The organism is Azospirillum sp. VT-I1, assembly GCF_055698305.1.
Window position 1 is genome coordinate 383283 of record NZ_CP168802.1, and the last position, 17258, is coordinate 400540.

Consider the following 17258-nt stretch of genomic DNA (forward strand, 5'->3'; position numbering starts at 1 on the left):
CGTCTAAATCATGTCAATCCGGAAAATTAAATCATGACAATTCTGGAGAAGCTCGCCTCGGAATCGTTCAGATGGCGAGAAGCACCGGCTCCGGATCGCTGTTCAGCAGATTGACGATCACGCGGAGGCCGGCGTGCAGTTCCGCCTCGGTGGTGGAGCCGATGGAGACGCGCAGCGCGTCGGACCGCGTGCCGGGGCCGATGGCGAAGGCCGATCCCGGCGCCAGCGCCACCCCCTGATGGCGGGCATGCGACACGAAGGTCGCCTCCGGCCGCCCTTCGCCCAGCGGCAGCCACAGATGCAGCCCCTCGGCATGGCTGCGGTGGGGAATGCCCTTCAGGATTTCCGCGGCCAGTGCGTGCCGGCGGTGCAGGGCGTTGCGCTGCCACTCCACCATCTCCATCGCAAAGCCGCTCTCGACCCAGCGGGTGGCGATCTCGGCGACGATGGGCGTTGCGATCCAGTTGGTCACCAGATGGCGGTTGGTGACGGCGGCGAGCAGCCGGTCGGGAACCACCAGATAGCCGGTGCGCAGACCGGGCATCACCGTCTTGGTGAAGCTGGTGACGTAGAGCGTCCGTTCCGGCGCCAGGGCCGCCAGCGGCGGGCGGCGGTCGCTCAGCAGGGGGCCGAGCGGATCGTTCTCGACGATCGACAGATTGTGGCGCTCGGCCAGCCGCGCGATCTCCGCCCGCCGGGCCTCGCCCATGTGGGTCGCGGTGGCGTTGATCGGGTTCGGCATGACGAACAGGGCCTTGGCCGCGCCGTCGCGACAGGCTGCGTCGAGCGCGTCGGGCCGGATCCCCTCTTCGTCGATGGCGAGGCCGCGCAGCTTGATGCCGAGATAAGAGGCGAGCGGCAGCAGCGTGTGGTGCCCGACCTCCTCCGTCACCACGGTCGATCCGGGAGGGGCGGCGGCCATCAGGGCGATGGTCATGCCGGCGGTGGCGCCGTTGGTCAGGGTGACGTTGTTTGCAGTGGTCTCCACCCCGCAATGGCGCAGCCAGGATACCGCCGTCGCCCGGTGGCGGGCGAACAGGGTGTTGGGACGGAAGGACAACACCACGGCCGGCGGCAGGTTGGCGGACAGCTCCACCAGCGCCTGTCGCATCGCCTCGACATGCAGCGGCTCGCAGACCGGCTTCAGGATCGACAGGTCGATCACCTCGTCGGTGCGCTGGGGGATATAGGGCGGATCGACCTCGGTTTGCGCTGCGCGGATGAAGGTGCCGCGCCCGGTCTCCCCGCTGATCAGGCCGCGCCGGATCAGCTCCTCGTAGGCGCGGCTGACGGTCTGGACGGAAATGCCCAATTCGTCGGCAAGCTGCCGGTGGGTGGGCAGCTGGTCGCCGACCGCCAGTTGGCCTTGCGTGATCGCCCGCTGCACCTGATCGGCCAGCGAGAGATAGACGGGCCTGCTCAAAGCCGATGCATCGGGGTGCCACTTTGTCATGCAACATTTCTGCTGGAAATCATCACATTTGACAATGCCGGAAAGCGCGGACATCGTCAGAACGTCATTTTTCAGAGGCACCCCGCCCCATGCCTGACCTGAAGCTCGATCCCATCGACCTGCGCATCCTGTCGGAAATCCAGCGTGACGGCCGCATCACCAAGCTGGCGCTGGCCGACCGGGTGGGACTGTCGCCGACGCCCTGCTGGGTGCGGTTGCGCCGGCTGGAGGAGGCCGGAATCGTCACCGGCTATCACGCCCGGCTGGCCCTGCGGCAGGTAACGCCCTTCGCGATGGCGCTGGTCGAGGTGACGCTGGGCAGCCACCGGCAGGTCGATTTCGACCGGTTCGAACGGGTGGTCAAGGCCGAACCCGGCATCGTCTCCTGCTGGTCGGTCGGCGGCGGGGTCGATTATGTCCTGCGGGTGGTGGCGCGCGACGTGGATGCCTATCAGCGGATCATCGACCGGCTGCTGGAGGGCGATGCCGGGATCGACCGCTATTTCACCTACATCGTCACGCGGACGGTGAAGGACGATGCGGCGATGCCGCTGGAGGCGCTGATGGAGGAGCCGGGCGGGTCCGTCCCGTCGACATAGAGACTTTCTCTTCCTCCCCACCCCGGCAAAGAGATACTCTCCGCCACACAGGCCCAGTTCGGACACAGTCTCCACCGCATCACCGCTAGACTCCGGAACACCGGCGCTTCCGCGCCCCCCATATTCCGGAGGTGACCATGACCGCGCAGCTGTCCCGCCTCGACCGTCACGACGCCGTCAGCCGCCTGACCGACCGCCGGCTGCTGCGCGAACTCGCCTATGTCGGCGGACGCTGGACCGCGGGGCCGGACGGCGCCACTTTCGCGGTGACCGACCCGGCCAGCGGACGGATGCTCGCCCATGTCGCGGCGCTGGAAGCCGCCCAGGCGACCGCCGCCGTCACCGCAGCATTGGCAGCGTTCCCGGCCTGGAGCGCCCGGCTGCCGCAGGACCGCGCCGCCCGCCTGCGCGACTGGTTCGACCGCATCACCGCCGCCAGGGAGGATTTGGCCCTGCTGATGACGCTGGAGCAGGGCAAGCCGCTCGCCGAATCGCGGGGGAGATCGACTATGCCGCCTCCTTCATCGAGTGGTATGCGGAGGAATCCAAGCGCGTGGGCGTCGAGAGCATCGCCAGCCACCTGCCCGGCGCCGAGATGCTGCTGCGGCGGGAAGCGCTGGGGGTCGTCGGCATGGCGACGCCGTGGAACTTCCCATCGGCCATGTTGACGCGCAAGGCGGCGGCGGCCCTGGCGGCGGGCTGCACCGTGGTGGCGCATGCATCCTCCGAAACGCCGTTGTCGGCATTGGCGTTGGCGGAGTTGGCGGAGCGGGCGGGCATCCCTGCCGGCGTGATCAACGTCCTGACTGGCGATCCGGAGCCGCTGGTCGGCGCGCTGTGCGACGATGCCCGCGTCCGCGCCATGAGCTTCACCGGCTCCACCGCGATCGGCAGCCGCATCGCCGCGCGCTGCGCACCGACCATGAAGCGGCTGGTGATGGAGTTGGGCGGTCATGCGCCGCTGCTGGTCTTCGCCGACGCCGACCTGCAGCAGGCGGTGGACATCGCCATCGACGCCAAGTTCGCCACCTCCGGCCAGGACTGCCTCGCCGCCAACCGCATCTATGTGCAGCGTCCGCTCTACGACAGCTTCTGCGCCGCCTTCACCGCCCGCAGTGCTGCCCTGCGCGTCGGGCCGGGGCTGGAGCCTGACGTGCAGATCGGGCCGCTGATGAACGCACGGGCCGTCGACAAATGCGCCCGACACGTCCGCGACGCGGTGGACCGCGGCGCCCGCTGCCTGACCGGCGGCGAGCTTCATCCCGCCGGCCCGCTGTTCTACCGTCCGACCGTGCTGGCCGATGTGGCGCCGGACTCGCTGATCCTCCGTGAGGAGACCTTCGGCCCGGTCGCTGCGATCCTGCCCTTCGATGACGAGGCGGAGGTGGCGGTCCGCGCCAACGACACGGAATACGGCCTCGTCGCCTATCTGGTGACCCGTGACGCCGGCCGGATCCTGCGCCTGTCGCGGGCACTGCACTACGGCATGGTGGCGGTCAACCGGGTGAAGATCACCGGTGCGCCGGTTCCCTTCGGCGGGGTCAAGCAGTCCGGCCTCGGCCGCGAGGGCTCGCGCCATGGGATGGAGGCCTTCACCGAGCTGAAATACGTCTGCCTCGACGCCGCCTGAACAGAAATTCTTATCGGGAAAAAGCGCCATGACCGACCTGACCAACGAGCTGACCGCCTGGGATCGCGACCATTTCTTCCACCCGTCGACCCACATGGCGGCGCATGCCCGCGGCGACACGCCGACCCGCGTCGTCACCAGCGGCGAGGGCGTCTACATTTCCGACCGTGACGGCAGGCGCAGCCTGGACGCCTTCGCCGGCCTGTACTGCGTCAATGTCGGTTATGGCCGCCGCGAGATCGCCGACGCCATCGCCGAGCAGGCCGGCAAGCTCGCCTATTATCACGCCTATGTCGGGCATGGCAGCGAGCCGTCGATCACGCTGGCCAAGATGATCATCGACCGTGCGCCCGACGGGATGTCGCGCGTCTATTTCGGCCTGTCGGGATCGGACGCGAACGAGACCAACATCAAGCTGGTCTGGTATTACAACAACATCCTCGGCCGGCCGGAGAAGAAGAAGATCATCTCGCGCTGGCGCGGCTATCACGGGTCGGGGGTGATGACCGGCAGCCTGACCGGGCTGGAGCTGTTCCACAAGGCCTTCGACCTGCCGCGCCCGCCGGTGCTGCACACCGAAGCTCCTTACTATTTCCGCCGGGCCGACCGCAGCATGAGCGAGGAGCAGTTTTCCCAGCATTGCGCCGACCAGCTGGAGGCGATGATCCTGGCGGAGGGGCCGGAGACCGTCGCCGCCTTCATCGGCGAACCGGTGCTGGGCACCGGCGGCATCGTCCCGCCGCCCGCCGGCTATTGGGAGAAGATCCAGGCTGTGCTGAACAGGCACGACATCCTGCTGATCGCCGACGAGGTGGTGACCGGGTTCGGCCGGCTCGGCAGCATGTTCGGATCCGGCCATTACGGCATCAGGCCGGACCTCATCACCATCGCCAAGGGGCTGACCTCTGCCTATGCGCCGCTGTCGGGGGTGATCGTCGGCGAGCGGGTGTGGAAGGTGCTGGAGCAGGGATCCGACCAGCTCGGTCCCATCGGCCATGGCTGGACCTATTCGGCCCATCCGCTCTGCGCCGCCGCCGGGGTGGCGAATCTGGAGCTGATCGACACGCTCGATCTGGTGACCAATGCACGCGAGACCGGAGGCTATTTCCGTGCGGCGCTGGACGACGCGCTGGGCGGACATCCGATGGTCGGCGAGGTGCGCGGCGAGGGTATGCTGGCGGCGGTGGAGTTCGTCGCCGACCGGGACGAGCGCCGCTTCTTCCCCGCCGAGGCGAAGGTGGGACCGCGCCTGTCCGCAGCGCTTCTGGAGCGGGGTGTCATCGCCCGCGCCATGCCCCAGGGCGACATCCTCGGCTTCGCACCGCCGCTCTGCCTGACCAGGGAGGAAGCCGACATCGTGGTGGCCGCGACGGCAAAGGCGGTGAAGGCGCTCGCAGCAGAACTCTGAGCGGGGTTCCGTCGGCTCTCGCGCCAATCCTGGCGACCGGGCGCGATGTGTCCGGCTATCGGCAAGGTTGGTTGGGCGAAGACAAGCGGATCCGAACCCCTCGGCAACTCGGGTGGTATCGCCGATGATCTTCAGCCGCGGTTGCTACATGCGCCGGCGGGTCAGCCGGCGCAGCAAATTCGTACGTAAACGCCCGGCCATCGCAGTCAGGCGATCCGGGACCTATGTCGTGGGTGTGTGGAGTGCTTGTGGCCCCGGACGGTCCGGGAGCCTTGCGTCAGGCGACCAGATCCGGGGCGGGCAGGCCTGCATGGACACGGCCGGCGCGCAGAAAATTACGGAAATGGCGGGACGTCAAAGTCATGGTCAGCCAACCATGGCCGGTTTCGCATCAAAGTTCAAGACAAGGTTGCTGAAGAAGCCGGGCCGGCGGCGTCCGGCGGGTGCGGACGGGCAGTTCTCCCGCCGCCCGGTTTGCCTACCGCGCTTCGGGCGTCGTCAGAACCACGGACGGGAAATACGAACGGTAACGTCTGGCATCGCGGGTCAGCAGCGGTAGCCCGAGTACGGCGGCATGGGCGCCGATGAAGAAATCCGGCAGCACGCCCGAGCGGGCACCGCCTGCGGTCCGATACCGGCGAAAGGCCTTGCCGGCCAGGAACAGGGCGTCCCGCGGAATCTCGTCCATGACGATCCCGGCTTCGTCGAGCAGATCGTCAAGATCCGACACCGCGATGTCGCAGCTCGCGGCTTGGCGAACGGAAGGGATCGATCTGGCGCTCTCCATCAACATCTCGGCATCGAACCTGGACCAGCGGGATTTTCCCGCCCGTCTGGCCGGCTTGGCCGAACGCCGTGGAGTTCACCCGAGCCGCGTGGAGCTGGAGCTGACGGAAAGCGCCATTCTCCGCAATGGTGAGAACGCATTGCAGAGGATGGACGAGCTGAGATCGACGGGTTTCTGCATTGCGATCGACGACTTCGGCACCGGGTACAGCAGCTTGTCCTACCTTGAGAAGATCCCGACGGATGTGGTGAAGATCGACCGTTCCTTCATTCAGGGCCTCGGCGGCCAGGACCGCAGCTCCACGCTGGTCAGCGCCATGATTTCCCTGATCCACCAGCTGGGCTATCGGGTCGTCGCCGAAGGCGTGGAGAACCACACCGCTCTGGACATGCTGTCGGAAATGGGTTGCGACGAAGTCCAGGGATACCATATCGCGCGCCCGATGACGTCGGCGGCGTTCGAGAGTTGGCTGCGCGATCGTTCCGGCGGTCCGGGCTGACTGGCAGCAGGGGCTTGGAAGATCATGACCGACGACGGCGGTGCCATGCTCATCTCCTCTTAAGTGCCGGCTTCACTGTCGACGACAATCCCTGCGGGCATCGTTTCCGCCGCGCGGCTGCCCCGCATCCTGGACAATTCATGCACGCGTCGTTGCAATACGCCGTCACGGTGCAGGGGAGCCGTCCAATTCACCTCGCCCCGTCGAAGCGTACCGGCATTTTGCCTGGAACCGTCACGCCCTGCCGCGGTTAAGCCGGGCAGACAGCATACGGAGCGATCATTCATGCCAAACGAACCGATGCGTTCGCTGCGTTTCGCGGCGATGATGGCCGGATGCCTTGCGCTGGTCGGGTGTGGCGGCGGGGCGACGGGGCTCGGCCTCAACCTCGTCTCGCAGGAACAGCTCGCCGATCTGGGCCGGCAGGACTGGCAGCGCCTTGTCTCGACGACGCGCCCCTCCGGCAATCCGTCCTATCAGCGCCGGGCCGAGGAGGTGTCGACCCGCCTGCTGCGTGCCGCCGGCCTCGAATCCGGCCAGTGGGAGATCCGCGTCTTCGAAGGCGACGACGCCAATGCCTTCGCTCTGCCCGGCCAGAAGATCGGCGTTTACGAAGGGCTGTTCCGCTACGCCAGGACCGATGCGCAGCTGGCCGCGGTGATCGGGCACGAGATCGCCCACAACCTGGAAGCCCACGCCGCCGAGCGCGTCAGCACCCAGATGGCATCGGAGGCCGGGGCCGGAATCGTCGGCGCGGCACTCGGCGCCGGCGGCGTGCCGGGCGGCGAGCGGATCGCCGCGGCTCTCGGCACCGGGGCGCGCTACGGCCTCATCCTGCCCTATTCGCGCAACCAGGAGCTGGAGGCCGACCGTGTCGGGCTGATGATGATGGCGCGCGCCGGCTACGATCCGCGCGAGGCGGTCGAGCTTTGGAGCAACATGCGGCAGGCCGGCTCGCGTCAGCCGGTCTTCCTGTCCACCCACCCCGGCATCGACGACCGCATCGGCCAGCTGAACCGCCTGATGCCGGAGGCATTGAACGCCTACACCGCCAAATGACGATTCCCGCGCACGGCCCGTCCGCGTCGTCGTCGCGCGTCGATCTCATGGCGGCCGCATTTGCCCTGACCGCCTTGACCTATGGGCTGGGGCGTTTCGCCTATGGTCTGCTGCTTCCGGAAATCCGGGAAGACCGTTCGCTCGCCGCCGCCGGACGCCGCAGTGGACCGATGCCTGGACGAGTCCGCCCGGCCCTGAAGCGGTCAGTGATCATCATGATCCAGGCAAAGCAGCAGACGGCGCGCGCCGGACGGGTCGGCCGGCGGCGAGCGATGGACGAGGCCGCGACCGCGGTTGCCGGGCCATTCCTCGCCCTTCAGCAGGGCGACGTGGCCTGCGCGGAGCGCCTGGACGCGGCCGGCATCGGACAGCACGGCGTCGTTGTCGCCGCGACCCAGTGCCGAACGGATCACGGCTGCGTCCGGCACCCACTGTGTCCCGGCACCCTGGTAGGTGCAGAGCAGGCGCAGGCCGACGTAATCGACATGGAAGAACCGGCAACCGTCACCCGACATGCTGTCCAGGCGGAGCCGGATCGCCGTGCATCCAAGGATGTCCGCGTACACCGTCACCAGATGGACGATATCGTCGAGCAGCGGCCCGGTGGTCCAGCGTGACGGAAGGGCGGCGGCCAGATCGGCCGCCGCCTCGTCCGGTGTGGTGGCGAGCTGGAAGGACGGCCAATCCTGTTCCGGAAGCTGCGCACACTGCCTGGAGAGTCCGGATGGCAGCCGGCGTCGCCAAACAGCCAGAGTCACATCGGAACGTGCGATGGCGGACAAGGCATTGGGCCCGCCGCAAATGGCGACACGACCGTGCCCCTTCGGACCGGCCGGGGGCAGAGTGGCAGCGGGGGGCAGAGGGTCGGGAAGGCTGCGCATGCGGTCTCGGCGGAAAACGGCGACACCAAAGTAATGTTATATCATAACAGATAATGCAAGCGCGCACTTGCTTCGGCCGGACCGACGGAGGGAGTGTGCCCAGGATCGGGTTGGCGCAAGCGCCTGTCCCTTCTCACCCGATGCCTGCCGAGGTCCACTTCAATGAAGGATCTGGTGCAGGAAGCTGCGGGTCCGTTCATGGCGCGGGGCATCGAAGAACGCGTCGGGGGCCGCGCATTCGACGATCCGTCCACCGTCCATGAAGACCACCCTGTCGGCGACCCGGCGGGCGAAGCCCATCTCGTGCGTCACCACGATCATGGTCATCCCGTCTTCGGCCAGCGACACCATGGTCTCCAGCACCTCCTTCACCATCTCCGGGTCGAGCGCCGAGGTCGGCTCGTCGAACAGCATCACCCGCGGTTCCATGCACAGGGCGCGGGCGATGGCCACCCGCTGCTGCTGCCCGCCGGAAAGCTGGCCGGGGAATTTCGCCGCCTGTTCGGCGATGCGGACGCGCCGCAGCAGATGCATCGCCCGCTCCTCGGCCTCCCGGCGCGGCGTGCCGCGTGCCAGCATCTGCGGCAGGGCGCAATTGTCGAGGATCGACAGATGGGGGAACAGGTTGAAGTGCTGGAACACCATGCCGACCTCGCGGCGGACGGCGTCGATGTTGCGCACGCTGTCGGTCAGCTCCACCCCGTTGACGGCGATGCGGCCGGCCTGATGCTCCTCCAGGCGGTTGATGCAGCGGATCAGCGTCGATTTGCCGGACCCTGACGGGCCGCAGACGACGATGCGCTCTCCCGCCGCGACCGTCAGGCTGACCTGGGAGAGGACCTGGAAGGTGCCGTACCATTTGTCGACCGCCTCGATCAGGATGGCGGGGCTTGCGGCAGCGGGGGCAGGGGAGGGGATGAGCATGGGGGAGGTCATCAGCGGATGTCCTTTTCCTGGACGCGGCCTTCCAGCCAGCGGGCATAGAGCGAGATGGCGAAGCAGATGAGGAAATAGACGGCTCCCACGAACAGGTAGCTTTCCGCGTAGGGAGCCGGCCAGACGGGGTCGGAGGCGGCGGTGCGCCCGGCGCTCAGCATGTCGAAGACGCCGACGATCAGCACGAGGCTGGTGTTCTTGACCATCACGATGGCGGTGTTGGTCAGCGGCGGGATGACCTTCTGGATCGCCTGGGGAAGCACGACGTGCCAAACCGCCTTCCACACCGGGATGCCTAGCGCGCGGGCGGCCTCCATCTGCCCGCCGGGAACGCCCTGCAGGCCGCCGCGGATCACCTCGGCCAGATAGGCGGCGGCGAAGATGGTCAGGGCGGCCAGCGTGCGGCCCAGCTTGTCGACCGTCCAGCCCGCCGGCAGCAGCAGCGGCATCATGATCGAGGAGATGAAGAGCAGTCCGACCAGCGGCATGCCGCGGATGGTCTCGATCACCAGCACCGAGAGGAAGCGCGGGACCGGCACCTTGGAGCGGCGGCCGAGCGCCAGTGCGACGGCGACCGGGAAACCCAGCCCGAGCGACAGGATCGCCAGCAGTAGCGTGACCGGCAGGCCGCCCCAGTTGGCGGTGGAGACGAAGGGCAGGCCGGCGAAGCCGCCCCACATCAGCGCCAGCATCGCGCCGACCGCCACGCCCCAGGCCGCCAGCAGGCGGCGTCCCCAGTGCCGCGGCGGCAGCGACACCAGCACCATGACCAGCACCAGCCCGATCACGACCAGCGGGCGCCATTGCTGGTCCGCGGGATAGACGCCGAACAGGATGAAGCGGATCTTGGCGGCCACGAAGGCCCAGCAGGCACCGCCGGCGCCGCATCGGCCGGGATCGGCGGTGCTCCACACGGCGTCCAGTACGCCCCAGCGCAGCGCCGGCAGCAGCGACAGGACGAGGACGCCGGTCAGCACGGTCAGGCCGGCCGCGATCAGGTCGCCGAACAGGATCTGAAGGACGGGGTGCGGCGTCGCCGCGGCGGCCCTTCCGGTGCGGCGGCGGGAATGGCGGTCGTCATGGTCATGATCTGTAACTTTCCCATCGGCCGGCTCATCGGGTGACCAGGGCGGTTCTGGCGTTGCACCAGTTCATCAGCACGGAGACCGCGGCGCCGATGGTCAGATAGACGGCGAGCAGGATGGCGATGCTTTCCAGCGCTTGGCCGGTCTGGTTGATGACGGTGCCGATCACCAGCCCCAGCTCCGGGAAGCCGACGGCAAGCGCCAGGGTGGAGTTCTTGACCGTCGAGAGATACTGCGTGGTCAGCGGCGGAATGATGACCCGCAGCGCCTGCGGCATGACGATCCGCATGAGCGTCTGCCGCTCGCTGAGGCCGAGCGCGCGCCCGGCCTCCCACTGGCCGCGGCCGACGGCGTCGATGCCGCCGCGGATGATCTCGCCGATGAAGGCGGAGGTGTAGAGCACCAGCCCGACCATCAGCGCCGCGAATTCCGGCGACAGCCGCATCCCGCCGCTGAAGTTGAAGCCGCGCAGCTCCGGCAGGCTGGCGGCGGCGCCGATGCCGGTCGTCCAGGCGAGGAGCAGGATGGCGGCCGCAGCCCCGGCCCCTGCCGCGGCGACGGGCAGGGTGCGCGCCGATCCCCTGAAGCGATCCCGGCGGCGCAACAGCCGGGCCAGCACCGCCGCAACCGCGAGGACGGCCGCGGTGCCGAGCGCGAAGCCCCAGCCGTCGCCGCTCCACTCGATGCCCGGCAGATAGAGGCCGCGCTGCGACAGGTAGACGCCGGGCAGGGGGTGCAGGGCATTGCGCGGCGCCGGCAGCGCCGTGGTGGCAAGCGCGTACCAGAACAGCAGCTGCACGATCAGCGGCGTGTTGCGGACCACCGTGACGAAGACGCCCGCCGCGCCCGACAGCATCGGGTGCGCCGCCCGCCGCGCCAGCCCGACGAACAAGCCGAGCAGGGTGGCGAACAGGATCGCCAGCACCGAGATCATCAGGGTGTTGCCGATCCCCGCCACATAGGCCCAAGCGAAGCTGTCGGTCGGGCTGTAAGGGATCACGCTTTCCGAAATCGGAAAGTTGGCCGGCCGGCTGAGGAAGTCGAAGCCGACGCGGATGCTGCGGACGGCCAGATTCTCCACCGTGTTGGCGGCGAGCCAGACCAGCGTCCCGATGAAGAGGAAAAGAAGAAGTGCCTGACCGGCCCAGGCCCGGAGGCGCGGGCTGTCCCATAGGGCGGCGAGATGGGCGGCGAGCATGGGCCGATCTCCCGGATGCTGCGTGGATGCGCGAGAATTACTGGAAGGCGAGTGGGAACATCAGGCCGCCGTCGCGGAACAGGCGGTTGTAGCCGCGGTCGATCTTCAGCGGGCTGGCGGCGCCGAGGTTGCGGTCGAAGACCTCGCCGTAGTTCCCGAGCTGCTTGACGATGTTGTAGGCGAACTTGTCGTCCAGCCCGATCGCCGTGCCGTTGCCCGGCTCGACGCCGAGGAAGCGGCGGATGCGGGGATCGCCGGAGGTGAGTTTCTGATCGATGTTGGCCTGGGTGATGCCGAACATCTCCGCCGCGGTCAGCGCCTGGAACGACCAGGTGACGATGTCCATCCACTGGTCGTCGCCATGCCGCACCGCCGGGGTCAGCGCGTCCATGTAGGGGGTGGCCGGGAAGATGACGTAGTCGGCCGGGTTCTTCGCCTGGGTGGCACGGATGGAGGCGAGCGCCGCCGCGTCGGTGATGAGCGCGTCGCAGCGGCCGGAGAAGAAGGCCTGGCGCAGCGCCGACACGCTGTCGAAGACCACGGTCGTCAGCTGGAGCTGATGTTCGCGGGACACGTCGTTCACCACCACCTCGGTGGTCGAGCCGGTCTGCACGCACACCGACGCGCCCTTCATGTCCTGGACCCTGGTGACGCCGAGATTCTTGGGCATCAGGAAGCCGGTGAACTCGTAATAGTTCGGCGTGGTGAAGTTGATGCCGTTGCCGTCGCGCTGGATCGTCCAGGTCAGGGTGCGGGGCAGGATGTCGATCTCGCCGCTCTGCAGGGCCGGGATGCGCTGCTGGCCGCTGAGCGGCACGAATTCGGCCTTGTCCTTGTCGTTGAACACCGCGACCGCCACCGCGCGGCAGGTCTCGACGTCCAGCCCGCGCCAATAGCCCTTGTCGTCCGGCGCGCTGAAGCCGATGGTGCCGGAACTGGCGGCGCAGATCACCTTGCCGCGGGCCTTCACGGCGTCGAGGGTGGGGCCGGCCGTCGCCGGAAGCGTGGTCGCCGCGCCGAGCGCCAGGACGGCCGCTGTCGTTGCGATGGCGAGGCGGGCGGCGCGGCGCCAGCCGGATGTCCGTTCGGTCATGTGGAAAATCCCTGTTCGTCGTCTTGCTCTTTGTCCGCCCGCCATTGCCGGCGGTGCGTGTGTGCGTCGGTCGCCTTCAGGCGGCCTGCGCCCTGCTCGTCCGTGCGGCGATGTCGTCGAGGAAGGCGTCGAGGTCGTCCTGCAGGTCGGACGGATCCTCCAGCCCGACGCTGATGCGCAGTATCAGGTCCTCGCCGGCCCAGGGACGGGCGGTGCGGTTGCGCTTGACCGGCATCGGCGCCATCAGGCTGCGGGTTCCGCCCCAGGAGGCGCCGATGGCGAAGGTCCGCAGCACGTCGAGCGCCGGTGAGACGTGCGGCGTCGCCGCGGGCGTGAACACGACGCTGAAGACGCCGCTGGCCCCCAGGAAATCGCGCTTCCACACCGAGTGGCCCGGGGAGCCGGGGAGTGCCGGATACAGCACCTCCTCCACCAGCGGATGGCCGGCCAGCCGTTCGACCAGCGCCATCGCCCCGGTGGACGCCTGCCGCATCCGCACGCCCAGCGTTTCCATCCCCCGCAGCACCAGAGAGGCGTCGTCGGGCGACACGCCGATCCCGTAGCGGCCGAGAACGCTGCGGATCGGCGCAATCAGGGACTCGTCCCGCACGGTGAGGGAGCCCATCAGCAGGTCGGAATGGCCGCCGACGTACTTCGTCAGCGCCTCGGTGACCAGATCGGCGCCATGGTCCAGCGGCTTGAAGTTCAGCGGGGTGGCCCAGGTGTTGTCGCAGCCGACCAGGGCGCCGTGGCGATGCGCCACCGCCGCGATGGCCGGCAGGTCCTGGACCTCCATGGTGGTAGAGCCGGGGATCGCACCAGACGATCCTGGTGCGTCCGTCGATCCGCCGCTCCAGATCGGCGACGGAAGTCGGATCGTAATAGTCGATTTCGATGCCGAACCTGACCAGATCGCGGTTGGCGAAGTCGCGCACCGGCGGATAGGAGGTGTCGGCGATCAGCATCCTGTCGCCCGCCTGCAGGAAGGGCAGCACGGCAAAGCTGTTGGCTGCCTGCCCCGACGGGAGAAGGAAAGTCCAGGCACCGTTCTCGAGCGCCGTCAGCTTGGCTTCCAGCGTCCGGGTCGTCGGGGTGCCGTAAAGGCCGTATGTATAGCCGGTGTGCCCGCGTTCGCCGCGTGTCGCATAGCCTTCGGCATTGGCGAACACGATTGTCGATCCACGATGAACGGGCACGCTGAGGCTGTCGAATCCTTCGGTGGCAACCGAAGGATTCACCACGCATTGGGTAAGATCTTTCATGGGAGGCGTCCTTTGACTGACGCCCCCGATTTGACGCCACCAGCCCTATTTCGTCCAATATTGATTTTCAGCTACCCTATTCCCACAGGTTATAGGGAGGCCACCATGAATCTGCGGCAGGTCGAGGTGTTCCATGCGGTCATGACCAATGGCACCGCGTCGCGCGCGGCCGAGGTGCTGCGCATCTCGCAGCCCGCCGTCAGCAAGGCGATCCAGGAGCTGGAGCGCGAGATCGGCTTTCCGCTGTTCCACCGCACCATGGGGCGCATGATCGCGACGGAGGAGGCGCGGCTGTTCTTCCAGGAGGTGTCCTCGTCCTTTGCCGGCCTGATCCATCTGCGCGCCGCCGCCGCCCGCATCCGCGATTTCGGATCCGGCGAAATCCGGGTCGCCTGCCAATCGGCGATCAGCACCACCATCCTTCCGAAGGCACTGCGCGCTTTCCAGCTGCGGCATCCGGACGTGTCCATCACCGTCCAGGCGCGCATGTCGTCGGTGGTGAAGGACCTGATCGCCTCCGGCCAGTTCGACGTCGGGCTGGCGGCCGACGAGATCGACGTGACGGGTGTGGATGCGACGCTCTTCATGGAGCAACGGCTGGTGATCGCGGTTCCGGCCGACCACCCGCTGGCGCAGCGCAAGGTCCTGCATCCCGCCGATCTTCACGGCACGCCCTTCATCGCCCTCGCTCCGGAGGACACCGCGCGCCGCCGGCTGGACGGAGTATTGGCCGCCCATGGCGTGATGCCGAAGATCGTGCTGGAGACACCCTATTCGACGACCGTCTGCGCCATGGTGCAGGCCGGCATCGGCTGCGGTCTGGTCAGTCCGCTGACCACCGAACCCTATCTTGGCCGTGGCTTGGTCGCCTGCGCCTTCGAGCCGGTGATCCGCTCCCGCACCCTGCTTCTCCTGCCGCCGAACCGTCGCCCATCGCGGATCGTTTCCGATTGCATCAAGGAGTTGATGGCCTTTTCGTCCACCGGAGCGGGTGCAATCGAGTGATCCTCGATAACCGGCAACGCCGCATCTTATTCCGCCGGGTTGGTTACGCGCCGATTCGGTCGCGGAATTGCTGGTGGCGGGCGGAACTGGCCCCGGTGCGGTATGGTGGGTTACCGGAACGGGATGTGATTATCCTGCAAGGGAGGCGCGTCCGGCACCGGTCAGGATCATGTCGTTCTGCGGGGCGTGGACGCGGGCGCACAGAACGTCGCGATGATGGCGCTCCAGCGGGTTGTCGCGCGACAGGCCGGGATTTCCGGTGACCTCCAGCGCCCGCGCCACCGCATCGATGGCGTTGTTGGTCACCGTGTATTTCACCAGCAGGGCGTCGCTGGACGAAGGCGGGGAGCCGCCATCCACCGCCGCCGACAGGGAACGCAGGAGGATGCGGTTGGTCAGCAGCAGCGCCTCGATTCCGCCAAGCGCTTCCTGCAGACGCGGGACGGTGGCGAGCGAAGACCCATTCAGCCCCGTCGGCTTGCGGGCATGCAGGAAGCCTACCAGCCAGTCGCGGGCCGCGCGGGCGATGCCGTCGTAGACGCCGCTGAACAGGGTGGCCATCCAGGCCGTGGCGACCGCGTCGGGGGCGGCCCAGCCGGCGGGCGGGCGCAGCTCGCCGGCATGATCGTCGGGGACGAAGACGTCACGGAACACCACCTCGTGGCTGCCGCTGGCCCGCATGCCGATGTGGTTCCAGGTCTCCCGCACCTCGATCCCCTGCTCCGCCAGCCCGGCACCGCGCGGGACCACCCAGGTGCCGACAAGCGGTTCGGTATCGTCGGTGCGGGCCCAGACGCCGAGCCAGGACAATGCCGGAATGCCTGTGGAGTAGATCTTGGTGCCCGAGAGGCGCCAGCCCCCCGGCACCTTGCGCGCCACTGTGGCCGGCAGGCCGCCGCGGTGGGGCGTGCCCAGTTCCGGCTCCACCCGCAGGATGTTGACCAGGGCACCGTCGGTCGCTGCCGAACGGGCGATCCGGTCGCGCAGCGCCTCCGGCCACGCCGGGCCGCGCCAGAGCTGGTTGTGGATGACGTATTGCAGCACCAGAACCAGGGCTGTGGAGGGTTCGCCGCGGGCGATGCCGTTCACCACCGCCAGCGCATCCCCCAGCCCGCCGCCCTTGCCCCCCGCCGCTTTCGGCGTGACCAGCGCCGGAATCCCTTTGCCTGCCAGCCGTTCGAAATTCTCGAACGGGAAGCTGGCGGCGGCGTCATGCTCGGCGGCGCGCAGCGCGAACTCCGCCGACAGAGCGGAGATGAGCGACGGATCGACTGCCGGAGCAGTGCCGGCTTCACCGAAGGGAGCGGGCGGAAAGGGCAGATCGTCGAAGGGCATGGCAGGCTGGTCCGCTTCAGTGGAGATGGATCAGGCGAGATCGACCGTGATGCGGCCGGCGAAGCGCTGGCTGTCGGTGGAGCGCTTGATGACCGACACGCTCTTCAGCTCGTCGGTGTAGAGCGCCAGTTGCTGGCGCAGCTCATCGCCGGTGGGAGTGACGTTGTGGGCGTGGCTGCGCAGCATGGCTTCCAGCTCCTCCACCGGGAATTTCGGGGCGAAGGGGGCGTAGGCCGCGGCGGCGGCACGCAGGTCAGCATAGGCGGCGTGCTGAGCCTCGATAAGCGCCGTGGTCAGCGCCTTGGCCGCCGGGCGGTTGTCGCGCAGCAGGCTGCCGCGCACGCCGACGAGGCAGCAGGTGCGGGTCGCGAACTCGCCGCAGACGTTGTTGGTGATCTCCACCATCCGCGGGTCCTTGGTGTGGCGCCAGACCAGCGGGTCGCCGTCGGCGATGGCGTGGATTTCGCCCTTCTCCACCGCCAGCCCCAGCAGGTCGGCGGGGAACTGGCGCCATTCGACGTCCTTGTTCGGATCGATGCCGAACTTCGTCAGCACGACGGAGAAGAAGTTCTTCGACGGGCTGGCCATGTCGCTGACGCCGATGGTCTTGCCGGGCAGGTCCAGGACCGTCTTCACCCCCGCTTCCTTCGCCCCGAACAGCCGCATGCAGCCGCCATGCAGGCCGGCGGAGATCTTCACGTCGAAGCCCTGCTCCAGCGGCTTCAGCCAGCGCAGCGCCATGCCGACGCCGGCATCGGCCTTGCCGGTGGCGATGGCCTCCAGCAACTGGTCGGTGGAGCCGGTGAAGTTGATCAGTTCCACCTCCAGCCCGTGCTTCTTGAACAGGTCGAGTTGGAAGGCCAGCGGCACGGCGGAGAAGCAGACCGCGCCAGCATTCCAGGACAGGCGCAGCGGCTCCGCCGCCACCGCCCGGCGGCGCAGGACGAAGGGGGCGGCGAGCGTAACGGCGCCGGCGGCGATCAGGCCACGGCGGGAGAGAGCGGTGTTCGCGGTCATCGTTCGGGTGC

13 protein-coding genes and 3 pseudogenes are annotated in these 17258 nt (G+C 68.1%); 6 read left to right on the top strand and 10 right to left on the bottom strand.

The genetic code is table 11. The features are described 5' to 3' along the window. Nucleotides 1-67 precede the first annotated feature (67 nt). Nucleotides 68-1453, bottom strand: coding sequence for a MocR-like ectoine utilization transcription factor EhuR (gene ehuR, locus AB8P05_RS15815; RefSeq protein WP_472760015.1), 1386 nt, complete (start codon nt 1451-1453; stop codon nt 68-70). Between the two features lie 89 nt (nt 1454-1542). Here ehuR and AB8P05_RS15820 point away from each other — a divergent pair, with 89 nt between their 5' ends. From AB8P05_RS15820 to AB8P05_RS15830, 3 genes and pseudogenes are all read left to right on the top strand, one after another. Further along, nucleotides 1543-2052: an Lrp/AsnC family transcriptional regulator gene (locus AB8P05_RS15820; RefSeq protein WP_472760016.1), complete on the top strand. Its 510-nt coding sequence runs from the start codon at nt 1543-1545 to the stop codon at nt 2050-2052. A 290-nt stretch (nt 2053-2342) separates the two neighbouring features. Next, nucleotides 2343-3682: pseudogene (locus AB8P05_RS15825) on the top strand (NAD-dependent succinate-semialdehyde dehydrogenase). A gap of 28 nt (nt 3683-3710) precedes the next feature. Continuing rightward, a complete protein-coding gene (locus AB8P05_RS15830; protein ID WP_472760017.1) occupies nt 3711-5090 on the top strand; it encodes an aminotransferase in 1380 nt (459 codons plus the stop codon). A 478-nt stretch (nt 5091-5568) separates the two neighbouring features. On the opposite strand, the pseudogene AB8P05_RS15835 reads toward AB8P05_RS15830, so the two are convergent. Then, nucleotides 5569-5811, bottom strand: a pseudogene (locus AB8P05_RS15835) (type II toxin-antitoxin system VapC family toxin); the annotation flags it as partial. A 13-nt stretch (nt 5812-5824) separates the two neighbouring features. On the opposite strand from AB8P05_RS15835, the gene AB8P05_RS15840 reads away from it, so the two are divergent. Then, nucleotides 5825-6376, top strand: coding sequence for an EAL domain-containing protein (locus tag AB8P05_RS15840; protein ID WP_472760018.1), 552 nt, complete (start codon nt 5825-5827; stop codon nt 6374-6376). Between the two features lie 285 nt (nt 6377-6661). Beyond that, entirely contained in the window at nt 6662-7435 is a 774-nt protein-coding gene (locus AB8P05_RS15845; RefSeq protein ID WP_472760019.1) for a M48 family metallopeptidase, read from the top strand. Nucleotides 7436-7638: 203 nt separating this feature from the next. On the opposite strand, the gene AB8P05_RS15850 is transcribed toward AB8P05_RS15845, so the two are convergent. The 6 genes and pseudogenes from AB8P05_RS15850 to AB8P05_RS15875 all read right to left on the bottom strand — a co-directional run bounded on the left by AB8P05_RS15850 (nt 7639) and on the right by AB8P05_RS15875 (nt 13890). After that, nucleotides 7639-8217, bottom strand: a complete 579-nt coding sequence (locus AB8P05_RS15850) for a DUF1826 domain-containing protein (RefSeq protein ID WP_472760020.1) — start codon at nt 8215-8217, stop codon at nt 7639-7641. A 258-nt stretch (nt 8218-8475) separates the two neighbouring features. Then, nucleotides 8476-9240 carry an amino acid ABC transporter ATP-binding protein gene (locus AB8P05_RS15855; RefSeq protein ID WP_472760115.1) on the bottom strand — a complete coding sequence of 255 codons (765 nt, stop codon included), beginning with the start codon at nt 9238-9240 and terminating at the stop codon, nt 8476-8478. Nucleotides 9241-9251: 11 nt separating this feature from the next. After that, the gene (locus AB8P05_RS15860) at nt 9252-10229 is read right to left on the bottom strand and encodes an amino acid ABC transporter permease (RefSeq protein ID WP_472760021.1); all 978 of its coding nucleotides are present in this window, start codon (nt 10227-10229) and stop codon (nt 9252-9254) included. A 136-nt stretch (nt 10230-10365) separates the two neighbouring features. After that, nucleotides 10366-11535 carry an amino acid ABC transporter permease gene (locus AB8P05_RS15865; protein WP_472760022.1) on the bottom strand — a complete coding sequence of 390 codons (1170 nt, stop codon included), beginning with the start codon at nt 11533-11535 and terminating at the stop codon, nt 10366-10368. 37 nt (nt 11536-11572) lie between these two features. After that, nucleotides 11573-12628: an amino acid ABC transporter substrate-binding protein gene (locus AB8P05_RS15870; RefSeq protein WP_472760023.1), complete on the bottom strand. Its 1056-nt coding sequence runs from the start codon at nt 12626-12628 to the stop codon at nt 11573-11575. Between the two features lie 76 nt (nt 12629-12704). Then, nucleotides 12705-13890: pseudogene (locus tag AB8P05_RS15875) on the bottom strand (trans-sulfuration enzyme family protein). Between the two features lie 105 nt (nt 13891-13995). Here AB8P05_RS15875 and AB8P05_RS15880 point away from each other — a divergent pair. Further along, the gene (locus tag AB8P05_RS15880; protein ID WP_455173427.1) at nt 13996-14895 is read left to right on the top strand and encodes a LysR substrate-binding domain-containing protein; all 900 of its coding nucleotides are present in this window, start codon (nt 13996-13998) and stop codon (nt 14893-14895) included. Between the two features lie 129 nt (nt 14896-15024). Here AB8P05_RS15880 and AB8P05_RS15885 read toward each other — a convergent pair whose 3' ends face one another. Both AB8P05_RS15885 and AB8P05_RS15890 read right to left on the bottom strand, forming a co-directional pair. Continuing rightward, on the bottom strand, nt 15025-16230 hold the full coding sequence (locus AB8P05_RS15885) for an acyl-CoA dehydrogenase family protein (RefSeq protein ID WP_455173428.1): 1206 nt from the start codon (nt 16228-16230) through the stop codon (nt 15025-15027). Between the two features lie 30 nt (nt 16231-16260). Further along, on the bottom strand, nt 16261-17247 hold the full coding sequence (locus tag AB8P05_RS15890; RefSeq protein ID WP_455173429.1) for an ABC transporter substrate-binding protein: 987 nt from the start codon (nt 17245-17247) through the stop codon (nt 16261-16263). Nucleotides 17248-17258: the final 11 nt, after the last annotated feature.

Excerpts from the sequence above, each read along its gene's own strand:
- ehuR (WP_472760015.1), bottom strand. The coding sequence starts at position 1,453 with ATGACAAAGTGGCACCCCGATGCATCGGCTTTGAGCAGGCCCGTCTAT.
- AB8P05_RS15820 (WP_472760016.1), top strand. The coding sequence starts at position 1,543 with ATGCCTGACCTGAAGCTCGATCCCATCGACCTGCGCATCCTGTCGGAA.
- AB8P05_RS15830 (WP_472760017.1), top strand. The coding sequence starts at position 3,711 with ATGACCGACCTGACCAACGAGCTGACCGCCTGGGATCGCGACCATTTC.
- AB8P05_RS15840 (WP_472760018.1), top strand. The coding sequence starts at position 5,825 with ATGTCGCAGCTCGCGGCTTGGCGAACGGAAGGGATCGATCTGGCGCTC.
- AB8P05_RS15845 (WP_472760019.1), top strand. The coding sequence starts at position 6,662 with ATGCCAAACGAACCGATGCGTTCGCTGCGTTTCGCGGCGATGATGGCC.
- AB8P05_RS15855 (WP_472760115.1), bottom strand. The coding sequence starts at position 9,240 with ATGCTCATCCCCTCCCCTGCCCCCGCTGCCGCAAGCCCCGCCATCCTG.
- AB8P05_RS15865 (WP_472760022.1), bottom strand. The coding sequence starts at position 11,535 with ATGCTCGCCGCCCATCTCGCCGCCCTATGGGACAGCCCGCGCCTCCGG.
- AB8P05_RS15870 (WP_472760023.1), bottom strand. The coding sequence starts at position 12,628 with ATGACCGAACGGACATCCGGCTGGCGCCGCGCCGCCCGCCTCGCCATC.
- AB8P05_RS15880 (WP_455173427.1), top strand. The coding sequence starts at position 13,996 with ATGAATCTGCGGCAGGTCGAGGTGTTCCATGCGGTCATGACCAATGGC.
- AB8P05_RS15885 (WP_455173428.1), bottom strand. The coding sequence starts at position 16,230 with ATGCCCTTCGACGATCTGCCCTTTCCGCCCGCTCCCTTCGGTGAAGCC.
- AB8P05_RS15890 (WP_455173429.1), bottom strand. The coding sequence starts at position 17,247 with ATGACCGCGAACACCGCTCTCTCCCGCCGTGGCCTGATCGCCGCCGGC.